General features: G+C 62.3%; 14 protein-coding genes. 4 read left to right on the forward strand and 10 right to left on the reverse strand.

Going from position 1 to position 13,341, the window contains the following annotated elements; all coding sequences use genetic code 11:
• Positions 1-402: 402 nt before the first annotated feature.
• Together Q376_RS0102080 and Q376_RS0102085 are read right to left on the reverse strand one after the other, a co-directional pair.
• Positions 403-1,086 (reverse strand): metal-dependent hydrolase, encoded by a 684-nt coding sequence (locus Q376_RS0102080; RefSeq protein WP_027348895.1) that lies wholly within the window; start codon positions 1,084-1,086, stop codon positions 403-405.
• A 120-nt stretch (positions 1,087-1,206) separates the two neighbouring features.
• Positions 1,207-1,743, reverse strand: a complete 537-nt coding sequence (locus Q376_RS0102085; protein ID WP_027348896.1) for a gamma carbonic anhydrase family protein — start codon at positions 1,741-1,743, stop codon at positions 1,207-1,209.
• A gap of 524 nt (positions 1,744-2,267) precedes the next feature.
• Here Q376_RS0102085 and Q376_RS0102095 point away from each other — a divergent pair.
• The gene (locus Q376_RS0102095; RefSeq protein WP_027348897.1) at positions 2,268-2,474 is read left to right on the forward strand and encodes a hypothetical protein; all 207 of its coding nucleotides are present in this window, start codon (positions 2,268-2,270) and stop codon (positions 2,472-2,474) included.
• A gap of 192 nt (positions 2,475-2,666) precedes the next feature.
• On the opposite strand, the gene Q376_RS23870 is transcribed toward Q376_RS0102095, so the two are convergent.
• Positions 2,667-3,488, reverse strand: a complete 822-nt coding sequence (locus Q376_RS23870) for a glycosyl hydrolase (RefSeq protein WP_162177874.1) — start codon at positions 3,486-3,488, stop codon at positions 2,667-2,669.
• Between the two features lie 230 nt (positions 3,489-3,718).
• Between Q376_RS23870 and prlC the strand changes: the two genes are divergently transcribed.
• Positions 3,719-5,764, forward strand: coding sequence for an oligopeptidase A (prlC, locus tag Q376_RS0102105; RefSeq protein WP_027348899.1), 2,046 nt, complete (start codon positions 3,719-3,721; stop codon positions 5,762-5,764).
• A gap of 80 nt (positions 5,765-5,844) precedes the next feature.
• Positions 5,845-6,099 (forward strand): YheV family putative zinc ribbon protein, encoded by a 255-nt coding sequence (locus Q376_RS0102110; RefSeq protein WP_027348900.1) that lies wholly within the window; start codon positions 5,845-5,847, stop codon positions 6,097-6,099.
• 48 nt (positions 6,100-6,147) lie between these two features.
• On the opposite strand, the gene Q376_RS0102115 is transcribed toward Q376_RS0102110, so the two are convergent.
• The 4 genes from Q376_RS0102115 to Q376_RS0102130 all read right to left on the reverse strand — a co-directional run bounded on the left by Q376_RS0102115 (position 6,148) and on the right by Q376_RS0102130 (position 9,934).
• Positions 6,148-6,687, reverse strand: a complete 540-nt coding sequence (locus Q376_RS0102115; protein WP_027348901.1) for a superoxide dismutase family protein — start codon at positions 6,685-6,687, stop codon at positions 6,148-6,150.
• Between the two features lie 111 nt (positions 6,688-6,798).
• On the reverse strand, positions 6,799-7,632 hold the full coding sequence (metF, locus tag Q376_RS0102120; RefSeq protein ID WP_027348902.1) for a methylenetetrahydrofolate reductase [NAD(P)H]: 834 nt from the start codon (positions 7,630-7,632) through the stop codon (positions 6,799-6,801).
• Positions 7,633-7,779: 147 nt separating this feature from the next.
• Complete coding sequence (locus Q376_RS23875; RefSeq protein WP_052364864.1) at positions 7,780-8,286, reverse strand: hypothetical protein; 507 nt, start codon at positions 8,284-8,286, stop codon at positions 7,780-7,782.
• A 796-nt stretch (positions 8,287-9,082) separates the two neighbouring features.
• Positions 9,083-9,934 carry a M23 family metallopeptidase gene (locus Q376_RS0102130; protein WP_155834108.1) on the reverse strand — a complete coding sequence of 284 codons (852 nt, stop codon included), beginning with the start codon at positions 9,932-9,934 and terminating at the stop codon, positions 9,083-9,085.
• 158 nt (positions 9,935-10,092) lie between these two features.
• On the opposite strand from Q376_RS0102130, the gene Q376_RS0102135 reads away from it, so the two are divergent.
• Entirely contained in the window at positions 10,093-11,286 is a 1,194-nt protein-coding gene (locus Q376_RS0102135) for an amidohydrolase family protein (RefSeq protein ID WP_027348904.1), read from the forward strand.
• A gap of 25 nt (positions 11,287-11,311) precedes the next feature.
• Here Q376_RS0102135 and Q376_RS0102140 read toward each other — a convergent pair whose 3' ends face one another.
• From Q376_RS0102140 to Q376_RS0102150, 3 genes are read right to left on the reverse strand one after another with little or no spacing between them, the layout of a single operon-like run.
• The gene (locus Q376_RS0102140) at positions 11,312-11,647 is read right to left on the reverse strand and encodes a thioredoxin family protein (protein ID WP_027348905.1); all 336 of its coding nucleotides are present in this window, start codon (positions 11,645-11,647) and stop codon (positions 11,312-11,314) included.
• On the reverse strand, positions 11,619-12,110 hold the full coding sequence (locus tag Q376_RS0102145; protein ID WP_027348906.1) for a flavodoxin: 492 nt from the start codon (positions 12,108-12,110) through the stop codon (positions 11,619-11,621). Before Q376_RS0102145 ends, Q376_RS0102140 begins: the two co-directional genes overlap by 29 nt.
• Positions 12,111-12,155: 45 nt before the next feature.
• Complete coding sequence (locus Q376_RS0102150; protein ID WP_043445896.1) at positions 12,156-13,211, reverse strand: ribonucleotide-diphosphate reductase subunit beta; 1,056 nt, start codon at positions 13,209-13,211, stop codon at positions 12,156-12,158.
• Positions 13,212-13,341 lie beyond the last annotated feature (130 nt).

A 13,341-nucleotide genomic window follows, 5' to 3' on the forward strand; every position in this document is an offset into this window, starting at 1 on the left:
TGACTGGATACATCAGTGACGTTGCCGTCTCATCGAGCCGAGCGCCCACACAAATTGCCTGATCGACTTGTTAAAGAGCGTCTCGCCGCGGACTGAACCTGGCTTCGAAGAAGCCTGCCCTGCGTCGAGTGGATGAGCATTCTACTCAGAAACGCTTTGGTGTCAATCACTTCTTCGAGAAGCGTGTCGTTCGGAGCATACTGACCACCGCATCCGAGCCGACCTGAAACACCAAAACAATCAATGACTTGCTCTTCCCGCTGCGGGTTAACCCCGGTCAGCGAGGGCGTACTTTATAGACCCACTCGCCACTTGGCAAGCGCTTTCGCCAAGTTTTTGACCCAAAGGTCAAAAACTCTGGAAAACAGCCACCGGGCGGAAGCTACGAAACGAACTCATCGATCATCGCCACCGGTACTGCCAAAGCTCCTGCAGCAAATCGACGAGGGTAAACAGCCCATTCCACGGCGGCAGCCAGGGCAGCAAGCAAACGATCACGACACCCATCGCCATGGCGCTGAACGGTGATTGATAATCGAAGAGCTTGAGCGCGGTGCCGAAGGAGCGCTTCACCCTCTGCCCGACCATGTCCACGCTGTAGCATTCATCGAGCAAAAGGTGGATCACAACGCCCAGGCAAAGTGCCGCGCCCTGCAGCCAGGCCTGCTCCGCCGCACTACCAAAGAAGTGATAGCCAAGCGCGCTGATCGAAAACCCGCTGGCCAGCGCGGCGAGCAGCGAATGCCAGACTCCCCGGTGCACCGTGAGACGACGAAACAAGCCGCTGGCGATATAGCGCACCCCGGTGTAGACGCCGATCCCAGTGCTGGCCAGTGAAGCAAGCGTCATGTGCGGTGTCAGTGCGATCACCGCAGCGACCATCGCGATCACCGCGAGCATCGTGAAGATCAGCCCCACCGCGTGAGAGCGATCAGCGTCGATATCAGGGAGAATTCCCCCCAAGGCCACCAGGCCGGTCAGCGCCAGCGCCTCGCTGAGCGTCCAGGCCCCCAGGTACCAGCCTGCGCCAGAAAGTCCCGCGCCGGTCATCGCCGCTGCGGATAGGTGCGTCTTGAAGTCGGCCATGCGCCTTCATCTGTAGAAAATACCAGTGAACGAAAAAACACTGTTCAAAGAAACAGATTATGACGCACCATTGTTCGTAAAAACAATCGATTACGCAGGCGTTCACTTCGGCCGCGAAAACTACTCGGCGGCGTTCAGATACTCATCCTTGAGCTTCACGTAGTTGTCCGCCGAATAGCCGAAAAACACGTATTCATCCGGCCTCAGTTCCCGCAGCTTACGTGCAGGATTACCGGCATAGACGTGGCCGCGCTCGAGCCGCTTGCCCGGAGTCACCACCGCACCAGCAGCGATCAGCACTTCGTCCTCGACCACCACACCGTCGAGCACGACCGCCCCCATGCCGACCAGCACCCGATCCCCGATCGTGCAGCCATGCAGCACCGCACGATGGCCGATGGTCACCTCTCGACCGATGGAAAGAGGGTAGCCCTCGGGGTTGTAGTCGCTGGCGTGGGTGATGTGCAGCACCACGCCGTCCTGCACGCTGGTTCGCGCACCGATACGGATGCGATGCATGTCGCCCCGTATCACTGCCTGTGGCCAAACGGAAACATCGTCGCCGAGCTCCACGTCGCCGAGCACCACGCTGGTCGGATCGATCATGACTCGCGCACCAAGCACCGGCGCGCGACCGCGAAAGCCGCGTACGTTCATCTTCGCTTCCTCGTTCTCGGTCGAATGCATTCATATCCTGATCAAGGCGGTTACCAGCACCGATGCCACCAGTGGGATCGCCAGATACCGCGTCATGCCTCGCCAGAGCAGGAACCCGCCCTCGCCAAAAGCCCGCGCACGCCTGGGCGTAGCACTCGTCGAGTACCATGACTGCAAACCAGGCGATCGACAAGCCGCCGAACGACAGGAAGATATCCCGCGGGATGATGATGGCCAGGTCGAAGAAGGTCATTCCGGCGATCGGACGAACATAGGCCGAGGTGGGAGTCGAGCACAGAGGAACCCAGCGTGAACGGCCAGTACGTCGCGCCATCCAGAAGTCGGGCAAGGACGTGATATAGCCAGCCAACGCGAGAAACTGCAGGCAAAGCAGATCGCATCTTGCTCGAAAAATAAACCTAGGTTAAATTTTAACACCTTGTTTGATAGGCCGTTGCCCGCAACAACGCGGGCCTTTTTCGCCTGGAACCAAGCATTTCAAACCCGACCGGAGGAGAAGATCCATGCAAGAGCTCTATTGGATCAACGATCTCGGAGAGGTCTGTCTGATCAAGCTTCCACCCAAAGTCAGCTACGAATACGACTCACCCATCGGTATGGCGCGCCTGACTCGCCATGACGCACATCCCCCTCTGACGCTGCTGTTGCCGTTGCCTCATGACCGCCGCGCCGTGGTCAAGCTCGAGCGCTGGATGCGCCAGGGTCTGTAAAGCCACACGCTCTGACCACCGTCTAGTCGGCAGGGCGCAATAACGATTACCCACGAAATGCGATGCTACCCTGAGAGATGCCAGGCATAGAGCCGGGACTTCTCGCCACTCGCACGTCGCAGCATGCCCCGCGAACAAGGCCTCGTACCTCCCTGCCACTTCCCTGCCACTTCCCTGCCAGCGAGACCCCGCTCATATCGCGGCATAGGCTTGACCAAGTTCGTTCAGCTCCCCATTGGCATCGAACAACGTCGAGGTCGCGAGTGGATCATTCTCCCCGCCGATTCCCCATGGATACCAGGAATAGCCGCGCACCCACGACGTGCTTTCCATGAACGCGCAGACTTCCTGCATGAATATCAGGGTCTCTTCGCGGTTATAGCGATTAGGCTTGGTGCCGTCCCATGCCTCCCAATCCCCTACCGCGAACTCATTGACCCACAGCGGGCGATCGTAGAGCTGGTGGACGAACTCGAGCAGATCGATGAACGCCTCCGACGAGGGAGATCCGTAATGGTGAAACCCCACCGAATCGACCCGTAAGCCACGAGACTGCGCCCCGGCCATGAACTCCTGCATCCAGGCACCGTGAGGCTGAGCGCAGGAGGGCCCGACCAGTTCGACGGGATCGACCTGCTCGAGGCTCGGCCAGGCATCCAGCGCCTGCTCGACCGATACATTGGACTGGTCCTGCCGGTCGGGCTCGTTGAAACCGAACAGCAGTTGCGGCCGGGGAGAGGCGATCTTGTCCAGCCACTGGGGCGTGTCCGCCGGATTCCATCCCCAGACCATCGGCACGAAGCGCATCGTCGCATCGTTCACCGGCATGCCCTCATCAGAAGGCGTCAGTCCCCAGTTGTAGTACCACTCGGTACGCAGGCCCGAAGCGGCGGGCGCGGCGCCCGCCAGCCCCTTCTTGCTACTGGTCGAGGCCTGCGCCATGGCCCAGTTGGCGCGAGCCGCGATCAGCGCGCTCGAGCAACCGGCGAGAAAAGTTCTTCTGGACAGGGTCATCGATGATTCACCTCGGACGATAGGCAAAGGGTAGGCTCGGACGCCGGTCACGACGCGATCGACTAATGCCCTTTCAGCGGAACATACTTCGGTCGGGACATCGTCCAGCATCATCGTCATTTCATCTCTCGATACGCCGAATCCTCCCTTCCGGCGTAAAAGCGCAATTGAAACTCCCCCAGGTGGGCCCAACATGCAGTATGAACAGCCGTACACCCCGAGGACCCTTCATGCATAGCAACCCGTTGCTCCAGCGCCACGAGCTTCCCCCCTTTGCCGATATCGAGCCGCGCCACGTCGAGCCCGCGATCGATACACTGATCGAGCGCAATCGGGCCAACGTCGACCGGCTCGTGGCAGCGGGTGATTTCAGCTGGAAAGGCCTGGCCAAGCCACTGGAAGATGCCGGAGAGGAGCTGTCCCAGGCCTGGTCTCCGGTCTCCCACCTCAATTCGGTGAAGAATTCGAGCGAGCTGCGAGAGGCCTACCAGGCCTGCCTTGCCAAGCTTTCCGCCTACGGCACCTGGTTCGGCCAGCACGAAGGGCTGTTCGCCGCTTTCGAATCACTGCGCCAGAGCGCGGAGTACGAAGGCCTCAACGAAGCGCAGAAAAAGTCGATCGACAATACCCTGCGTGATTTCCGACTCGCAGGGGTCGACCTGCCAGCGGACAAGAAAGCCCGCTATGGCGAGATCCAGGCACGCCTTTCCGAGCTTTCCAACACCTTCTCCAACAATGTGCTCGATGCCACCCAGTCGTGGCACCTGGATATCGATGACGATACCCGCCTCGCAGGCCTCCCCGAGAGCGCACGGGACACGCTGCGTGCCAACGCCGAAGCGAAGGGCGTCGAAGGCTACCGGGTCACTTTGGATTTCCCGAGCTTCTTCCCGGTGGTCACCTATGCCGATGACCGTGAACTGCGCCGTGAGGTCTACACCGCCTTCGTCACCCGCGCCTCCGACCAGGGGCCGGACGCCGGCAAGTTCGACAACTCCGAAGTGATGGCGGAAATCCTCTCGCTGCGCCATGAGCTCGCCGAGCTGCTCGGGTTCGCTACCTATGCCGACCTGTCACTGGCGACCAAAATGGCCGAGTCTCCGCGCCAGGTGCTCGATTTCCTCGAGGACCTCGCCACCCGCGGCAAGCCCCAGGCCGAGCGGGAATACGCCGAACTCCAGCAGTTCGCCCGCGAGACCCTTGGTATCGCGCACCTCGAGCCCTGGGATTCGAGCTATGCCGCCGAGAAGCTCCGCGAAGCGCGCTATTCGATCTCGCAAGAACAGCTGCGCCCCTATTTCCCGGCGCCGAAAGCGATCGATGGCCTGTTCAAGGTGGTCAAGCGGCTCTATGGCCTGGAGATGGTCGAACGCCAGGATGCACCGAAGTGGCACGATGACGTGCGCTTCTTCGAGATCTTCGATGATGGCGCGCCGATCGCTGGCTTCTATCTCGACCTCTACGCGCGCGAAGGCAAGCGCGGCGGCGCCTGGATGGATGTCTGCCGCACCCGTCTGCGGCGCGAGGACGGCGAGTTGCAGCGTCCGGTCGCCTATCTGGTGTGCAACTTCACCCGCCCGGTGGGCGGCAAGCCCGCACTCCTCACCCACGATGAAGTGCTGACCCTGTTCCACGAGTTCGGCCATGGCTTGCACCACATGCTGACTCGACAGGAAGTCGCCGACGTTTCCGGGATCAGCGGCGTGGCATGGGACGCGGTGGAACTGCCCAGCCAGTTCATGGAGAACTTCTGCTGGGAGCGTGAAGGGCTGGATCTGATCGCCTCCCACGTGGAGAGCGGCGAGCCGCTGCCCGAGGAGCTCTACGAGAAGCTCGTCGCGGCGAAGAACTTCCAGTCGGCGATGCAGATGATGCGCCAGCTCGAATTCTCGCTGTTCGACTTCCGCCTGCACTATGAACTCGAGACGCCGACCAGCGCCGATGTCCAGCGCATGCTCGACGATGTACGCGCCAAGGTCGCCGTAGTGCCGCAGACCGAGTTCAACCGCTTCCAGCACAGCTTCAGCCACATCTTCGCCGGTGGCTATGCGGCTGGATACTACAGCTACAAGTGGGCGGAAGTGCTCTCGGCCGACGCCTTCTCGGCATTCGAGGAGGCCGGCGTGTTCGATCAGGCCACGGGGCAACGCTTCCGCCTCGAAATCCTCGAGCAGGGTGGTGCTCGCGACGCCGCCGAGATGTTCAAGGCATTCCGCGGCCGCGAGCCGAGCATCGAGCCGCTGCTACGCCATTCAGGGATCAGTTCCGCCGCTTGAACGCGCGCCATCGCCGCTCCCCGTCCCTAGCCGACGGGTAGCGGCGCCTTCATTCATCTCGCCCTGGAGGGCGCATCGATATGCCCGCTATCAAGCGCTTCATCGCTGGCGCCGTATGCCCCCGCTGCGCGGCAATGGACACCCTGCGCAGCTGGGACCAAAGCGGAATACGCTACCGCGAGTGCGTCGACTGCGACTTTCTCGAACAGCTCGCCATCGAACCGACGCCTACCACCGAAGAGCTCACCACCCGGGTCAATCGGCCTCGCGAGAACGAGCGCGACAATGAGATCCAGACCGTGCGCATCCTCGATCCAGGCACGCTGCGCCGCTGAACCTTCCCACCGCCGCGCCACCTTCGGCGCGGCGCTTCGCCACATTGTTCAGCCAGGGCTATGGGCGGGGATCACCCCGCAGGCGAACCGACCACCGCCGCCACCCAAGGTCGGATGGTCGCTGTAGTTATCGCCCCCTGCATGCACCATCAGCGCACGCCCATAGAGATCGGACTCCTCCAACCTCGGTGCCAGCGTCGGGACCTGCGCGGTGCCATCCTCGGCCACGGCCAGGGCAGGCAGGTCGCCCAGATGACTATCATCGACGTAAGGCCCCTGGTGGGTGCCATGCTCATCCGGATCGTAGTGAGCACCCGCCGCGCCGGCCGCGATGACTTCGCCCGCATCGTTCTCGCCCGGCTCGCAGCTCGGCGTGGTATGCAAGTGCAGCCCATGGATGGAACTGTCGAGCCCGGAGAGATCGGGAGTGATCAACAGGCCATACTGGGTGTTTTCGAACGTCACGGTACCGATCGAGTCGCCGACACCATCGGCGCTGACCCGGTGGACGTCCACTTCGACTGCGGCCATGGCCCAGGGGGCCGAGGTCAATGCAGCGGCACACAGCAAGGAAGGTAGATACTTCATTTGCGTCTCCTAATGTCTTGACGGGCACGCGGCGCTGCCGCGCGTGTCCTGAAGCCTAGCCAAGATCGGCGAGGAGACGCGAACTCTCGCATCGAAGCGGGGTGAGAGCCCTCAACGGCCGAGGGCGTCGAGGATCCGCAGGCTCGGGGAGGCTTGGTTGAGGGTATAGAAGTGCAGTCCTGGCGCGCCACCCTCGATCAGGCGCTCGCAGAGCCGGCTCACCAGCTCATGGCCGAAGGCACGCACGCTCTCCTGGTCGTCGCCATAGGCTTCGAGCTGCTTGCGGATCCAGCGCGGAACGCCGGCGCCGCAGACATCGGAGAAACGCACCAGGCTTTCGAACTGGGTGACCGGCATGATCCCGGGAATGATCGGCGCTTCGACGCCGAGGGCACGCACCCGCTCGACGAAATGGAAGTAGGCCTCGGCATCGAAGAAGTACTGAGTGATCGCGCGGCTGGCCCCCGCTTTCATCTTGGCGGCGAAAAAGCGCAGGTCGGACTCGAAGTCGCGGGCCTGCGGATGCATCTCGGGATAGGCCGCCGCGAGCAGCTCGAAATGATCGCCGTGCTCGCCGCGAATGAGCTCGATCAGCTCGCTCGCATAGCGCAGCTCACCGCCGCCGCCTTGGCCCGAGGGAATGTCGCCGCGCAGCGCAACGATGCGGCGAATGCCCAGCTCCCGGTAGCGTGCCAGCAGTTCGCGCAGCTCCTGCTTGTCGCTGGAAATGCACGACAGGTGGGGAACGGCATCGACCCCACCATCGCGCAGTTCGAGCACCGTTTCGAGCGTGCGATCGCGAGTCGAACCCCCTGCGCCGAAGGTCACCGAGCAGAACTCGGGATTCTTGGTCATCAAGGCGTCCCGCGTGGCACTCAGCTTTTCACGGCCGGCGTCGGTACGGGGGGGAAAGAACTCGAAACTGACTTCGAAGGTTCGGGACATGCTGGCCTGCCTGGCAAGTCGTGCGACACGATCGGCATCGCCGATCGACGGAATCCGACCATTTTGCCCAGCCGCTCGAGGTGAAACCAATGAAAGTTAGTCGCCATCCACTTCGAAATCACTCATGCACTATCAGGACATCGCAGCTCATGGACTCAACATCACGTTGCTGACCGCGCCTTCGCCGACCTTCACTTCACGCTGTACCGGTTGGCGATGATGCCGCTGCTGGCCATTTTCCTCGGTCGACCATTCGAGTCGGCTGATCAGGTAGTAGCTGCCAGCGGCCAGGTGCTCGAAGCGGAAATTACCGTGATCGTCGGCCAGCGTGCGGCGGGTGTATTCCTGTGCACGAGGGTCGGCGGGCGCGATCGGCCGGCCGGCCCGTAGCGCTTCATAAGCTTCGCGCGAATAGCTGGTCACCGGCGCTGCGAGTACGTCGACCCCGGCCCCCGGCACCACGCGGCCCTGGCCGAGGTCGACCGAGACCTGGCCTGCGATGGTCGAACTACCCGAACGCGCGAGCTTGGCGTACTCCGCCTCGGGAAAGGGTGCGCGTTGCGTGCCGGGCGCCTCGCTCGGCAGCAACCCCTGGCAGCCGGCAAGCAGTGAAAAGCTAGCGCAAAGAAGCGCCAGGGAGAGCGATCGTTGCATCGTGACCTCGAGACCAAGACCCTGAAACCCAGGCTATCAACCAGCGGGGAATATTCTGCCATGCCTGGGCGGCGGCGTCGGTTTCGTTCGCGTCAGCGCTTGCGACCGCTGTGTAAAAGCCGCGCCACGGAGGCTATGGACAAAGAAAAAGACCGCCCGGGGAGCGGTCTTGGTGCCAGGGAAGGCTCGCTCTGTGGCGAACGCTTCGTTTTCTTACGCCTCATCAAGCGAAGAAATCCCTAAGCGTCATCCTAGCAGAGCCCGCCGCGGCAGCCAATTGGCTATGGACACGAAAAAAGCCGCTCCGGAGACCGGAGCGGTATAAAGACCGTGACTAGCTTGATGAGGAGATGCCAACGGTGAACCTGACATTCACCGGTAGCGTGTGGTGCTTGGCGAACACCACGGAACCGAGAATACATGGGCGGAAAGGATCGAGTCAACATTAATGATAAAAATTATCATTACCTTTCGACTACACGTCGCATACGGGTCGAAACGAAAAAACCGCTCCCAAAGGGAGCGGTAGAAGGACCGTGACTAGCTTGATGAGGAGATGTCAACGATGAACCTGACATTCACCGGTGACGTGTGGTGCTTGGCGAACACCACGAGGACGAGATTAGCGGCGTTGTCGGGAAGCGTCAAGGGTAATGATAAATATTTTCATTACCCAAGGAGAAACCTGCTTGTTCGCGAACCATTGCCTTGCCGCTGTCTCGCCTGACGGTCCGTGATCGACACTGCGCAGGACGATGAAACCGGACGATCAGAAGGCATCCTCTCCTCGCGCGGCTCAACGATCGGCACTGCGCTCTAGCACCAGCAGCGGGTCCAGGCGCACGTCGAACCAGTTCATGCCCCAGTGGAGATGCGGCCCAGTGGCGCGGCCGGTGGCGCCGACCGCCCCGATCACCTCGCCCTGCTCGACGCGCTGTCCGACCTCGACGTCGATCCTGGATAGATGGAGGAAGTTGGAGCTGATCCCATAGCCGTGATCGAGCAGCAGCGTTCCGCCGGTGAGATAGAGATCGGGATTGGCGAAGGTGACTACCCCGCTCGCTGGCGCGACGACCGGCGTGCCATTGGCGGCGGCGATGTCCATCCCGGAGTGTGGCGCGCCGGGCGTGCCGTCGTAGACCCGCATGTTGCCGAAGCGGCCACTGATCCGCCCCTTCACCGGCCAGACGAAAGGCTCGGCGAAATCGGTGCGCGGATCATCACGTCCGCGCGACGCGCTCACTTCAGCCTGCTCGCGGCGAATTCGTTCGGCGATCCCGGGCGGCGGCGAAACGGTCCTCGGCGGTACACCGCTGATTCGCTCGACATCCCAGGCGCGCGGCTCGACCCTGATCGCGACCTCCTGGGGCGCGGCATTCGGCGGTGTGACCTTCACCGTCACCTGCGCTTGCGCATCGCGCGGGACACCCAGCACCACCGTACCGTAGCCGGTGACCCGCAGTTCCCGCCCGGCATACTCCACCCTGCTGCCCGGCGGTACCCGCCCGATCACCATCGCCGACTGCTGCACCGCCTGTGGAAAGGTAATGGCTACCTCGGCGCGAACGGGCGGCACGGTGATCGCGAGCACGCAGGCCAAGAGCATCAAGTAGAAGGGAATCAACGCAATACGCAGGTTCAGGGGCATCGGTGGCGCTCGGTTGGAGATCAATCCTGCCCAGCCTAGCGCAACTGGCGGGTACGGCTCCATGCCTGGCTCAGCGGCAAGCTAAAGAGGCCACCTCGGCGAAGGGTAAATCGGCTAGGCTGTCGAACGTTTCCTAGCCAAGCGACGACGGAGCCGAGATGAACGACCTGCTACTCAAGAGCGTGCGCCCCTGGGGCGATGAGAGCGTGGACCTGCTGATCCGCGACGGGCGAATCGCCGCCATGGCGCCCGATCTCACGGCCGACGGTGTAAAAGTGATCGATGGCCAAGGCCACATCGCCCTGCCAGGGCTGGTCGACGCCCATACCCATCTCGACAAGTCGCTGCTCGGCTGGCCTTGGTATCGCAATGAGGTCGGGGCGCAGCTGCTCGACAAGATCGACAACGAACGCCAGGTGCGCCAGGCACTTGGCCTCGACGCGCAGGTCCAGTCGATGCGCCATGCGCTTCGCGCGCTGGCCTTCGGCACCACGCTGATCCGCTCCCACGTCGATATCGATACCGAGCAGGGACTCAAGGCGCTCGAAGGCGTGATCGAGACTCGCCGACGGCTCAGCGCAATGCTCGACATCGAGCTCGTCGCCTTCCCCCAGTCGGGGGTAATGCGTCGCCCCGGCACTATCGAGCTGCTCGATCGCGCCCTGGCGCTCGGCGCCGACCTGCTCGGCGGCCTCGATCCTTGTGCGATCGACCGCGACCCCAAAGGCCAGCTCGACGCGCTCTTCGAGCTGGCTGAGAAGCACGGCAAGGGGATCGACCTGCATCTACACGAAACCGGCGAACTGGGCGCCTTTTCGATGGCGCTGATCTTCGAGCGCATCCGTGCGCACGGCATGCAAGGCCAAGTGTCGATCAGCCACGCCTTCTGTCTCGGCGCCCCTGATTGGCAGCGCACCCAGGCACTGATCGACGAATGCGCCGCGCTCGGGGTGACGATACTCACCACCGCACCGGCCTCCCGCGAGGTGCCGGCGATACAGCGCTTGATCGCGGCGGGCGTGCCCATCGGCGTCGGCAACGATGGTGTCCGCGATACCTGGGGGCCCTACGGTAATGCGGACATGCTCGAGCGCGCCAAGCTGCTCGGCCTGCGCAATAACCTGCGACGCGACGACGAGGTCGAACTGGCGCTTGAACTTTGCAGCTGCCGGGGTGCGGAGGCAATCGGACACGAGGCCCGGCGCCTGCAGGTAGGCGAGCGAGCCGACCTGTTCCTGGCCACGGGAGAGACCATCGCCGAGGCGGTAGTCACCCATGCCCCACGTGCGCTGGTGATCAGCCACGGGCGAGTGGTGGCTCGCAATGGCGAAGCCTTGCTACCGACACCCTGATCGAGACGACGAGGGCCTTGAGCGCTCAGGCGCTCATGACGTGCTCCTGAACCAGCTCCTCGATCTTCGCCGGCGCGACGAAGCCAGGGGAGCGTGCGACCTCCTCACCCTGCTTGAACAGCAAGAGCGTCGGGGTCTGGCGCAGACGGTGCGAGAAGAAGAACGACTCGCCCACCACCTCGAGCTTGACCTTGGCCAGGGTCACGCCTTCAGCCGCAGGGCTGGCGGCGAACTTGCCGATCGACAGGTCGAGCATCTTGCAGCCTGGGCAGTCATCCTTGTAGAAATCCACCAGCAGGAGCGGATGCGCTGCGAGGGCGTCGGCGAAAGCGTCAGGCGAGGTGATGTCGATGGTGTTCATGGCTTTCTGCTGTCCTTGATGTGATGACGCCTCGCGTCCACTCGTTGATCGCTACACGGTCCTTGTCGCCGTGCGGCATCTGTTCGATTTCCAAGCGCGGATAGGCCGACGCGAAGAACTTCGCCATTCGCTTCACCGCGCCGCAGTAGAACTCTTCACCCCACTGGGTCTCACCAGTACCGAACACTGCGACATGCAAAGGCTTGCCGACCCGCTCGAAGAGCTCGGCGATGAATTCCTTCATCTCCGGCGGCGTGCGTCCCGAGTTGGCAGTCCATGAACCCAGCAGGTAGAGATCGAACCGCTCGGCCGGAAAAGGCTCGGGAAGGACATCGGCGAGCGACTCGATGGTCACGTACACCTGCGTCACCCGATGGCCGAGGCGCTCGGCCTCGGCCTTGATCAGCTCGGCCACTTCGCGGGTGTTGCCACTCAACGAATCGAACCCAAGCAGGATCTCCATGGTGACGCTCCTGGGCGAAGCCCGCATGCAGCGCGGACCGATGAATCAAAGGTCGTCGAAACCGTTGTCCAGGTTGGTCTTCTTGTAGCTTGCGTTACGCATCTCGAAGAAGTCCGTCTTGGTCTCGGTGAAGTTGTCTGCGTAAGCCTTGATCCAAGGCATCACGTTGTCGCTGCTCTGGGAGTAGAGCTTGTCGATGCCGAGCATCCCCGCCATCTTGTTGGCGCGATACTTGACGTAGCCGACCATCTCATCGAGGTCGATGCCGTCGATGCCATCGAGCACCTCGGAGGACCACACGGTCTCCAGGTCGATCGCGTGGGCGAACGCTTTGTGGGTGTATTCGGTCAGCCGGTCGCCCTGGAGCTCAGGATTCTCGCCGACGATCGCCCGGATCAGCTCGCTGATGAACTTCGAGTGCGCCAGCTCGTCACGATTGATGAAGCTGATGATCTTGCCGGTGCCGGTCATCCGGTTCTGGCGCACCAGGTTGTAGAAATAGGCGAAGCCAGAGTAGAAGTTGATCCCCTCGAGGATCGACGACTGGATCAGTGCACGTACCAGCGTCTCGGCCGACTTCTCGGTCATGAAGTCGTTGTACGCCCCCATGATCGGCTCGTTGCGCTTGATGATCGTCGGATGGGTGCGCGCCAGTTCGAACACGCGGTTCTGGTCCTGGAGCCCAGCGATCGAGGCGAGCACGTAGGAATAGCTTTCGTTGTGGATCACTTCCTGCTGGCCGATGATCGCCGCATTGGCGTGAGCGGCGGGATCGGTGATGTACTCGGCGACGTTGTAGATGAAGCGCGTCTGCGGCGAGTCGAGCGTGGCGAGCAGGCCGATGATCGCATCGAAAGCGTACTTCTCCTTGCCCGAGAGCTCGCCGTACTGCTTGGCGTCGCCCTTCATGTCGACCTCGTCGGGAATCCAGTAATTGGTCGACAGCTCCTTGTATGCCCGATAGAAGGACGGGTAGGGAATGTCGTTCCAGTTGAGGATGCCGCTGGTCTTGCCGTTGATGATTCCAGTGGAGCGGTTCGGATTGAGCGGCTCGAGAATCTTGATCCGGTCGAGGCGGGAAGTAGCGGAGATCGTGGTCATGGTCTGCCTTGTCTGGTCGAATACGAAGCGAAACGCGCATGGCGCGTCAGCCATTCGGACGACGCGCCGCCCCGACTGGGGCTTGTGATCGAGAACTCGCGGTTCGCCTGAAAAGCGCCGGCGCTCGGCG

It is taken from the genome of Halotalea alkalilenta DSM 17697 (assembly GCF_000621205.1).
GTDB classification, from domain to species: domain Bacteria; phylum Pseudomonadota; class Gammaproteobacteria; order Pseudomonadales; family Halomonadaceae; genus Halotalea; species Halotalea alkalilenta.

Bases quoted from the DNA above. Each gene is read 5' to 3' on its own strand.
- Q376_RS0102080 (WP_027348895.1), bottom strand. From the start codon at position 1,086: ATGGCCGACTTCAAGACGCACCTATCCGCAGCGGCGATGACCGGCGCG.
- Q376_RS0102085 (WP_027348896.1), bottom strand. From the start codon at position 1,743: ATGAACGTACGCGGCTTTCGCGGTCGCGCGCCGGTGCTTGGTGCGCGA.
- Q376_RS0102095 (WP_027348897.1), top strand. From the start codon at position 2,268: ATGCAAGAGCTCTATTGGATCAACGATCTCGGAGAGGTCTGTCTGATC.
- Q376_RS23870 (WP_162177874.1), bottom strand. From the start codon at position 3,488: ATGACCCTGTCCAGAAGAACTTTTCTCGCCGGTTGCTCGAGCGCGCTG.
- prlC (WP_027348899.1), top strand. From the start codon at position 3,719: ATGCATAGCAACCCGTTGCTCCAGCGCCACGAGCTTCCCCCCTTTGCC.
- Q376_RS0102110 (WP_027348900.1), top strand. From the start codon at position 5,845: ATGCCCGCTATCAAGCGCTTCATCGCTGGCGCCGTATGCCCCCGCTGC.
- Q376_RS0102115 (WP_027348901.1), bottom strand. From the start codon at position 6,687: ATGAAGTATCTACCTTCCTTGCTGTGTGCCGCTGCATTGACCTCGGCC.
- metF (WP_027348902.1), bottom strand. From the start codon at position 7,632: ATGTCCCGAACCTTCGAAGTCAGTTTCGAGTTCTTTCCCCCCCGTACC.
- Q376_RS23875 (WP_052364864.1), bottom strand. From the start codon at position 8,286: ATGCAACGATCGCTCTCCCTGGCGCTTCTTTGCGCTAGCTTTTCACTG.
- Q376_RS0102130 (WP_155834108.1), bottom strand. From the start codon at position 9,934: ATGCCCCTGAACCTGCGTATTGCGTTGATTCCCTTCTACTTGATGCTC.
- Q376_RS0102135 (WP_027348904.1), top strand. From the start codon at position 10,093: ATGAACGACCTGCTACTCAAGAGCGTGCGCCCCTGGGGCGATGAGAGC.
- Q376_RS0102140 (WP_027348905.1), bottom strand. From the start codon at position 11,647: ATGAACACCATCGACATCACCTCGCCTGACGCTTTCGCCGACGCCCTC.
- Q376_RS0102145 (WP_027348906.1), bottom strand. From the start codon at position 12,110: ATGGAGATCCTGCTTGGGTTCGATTCGTTGAGTGGCAACACCCGCGAA.
- Q376_RS0102150 (WP_043445896.1), bottom strand. From the start codon at position 13,211: ATGACCACGATCTCCGCTACTTCCCGCCTCGACCGGATCAAGATTCTC.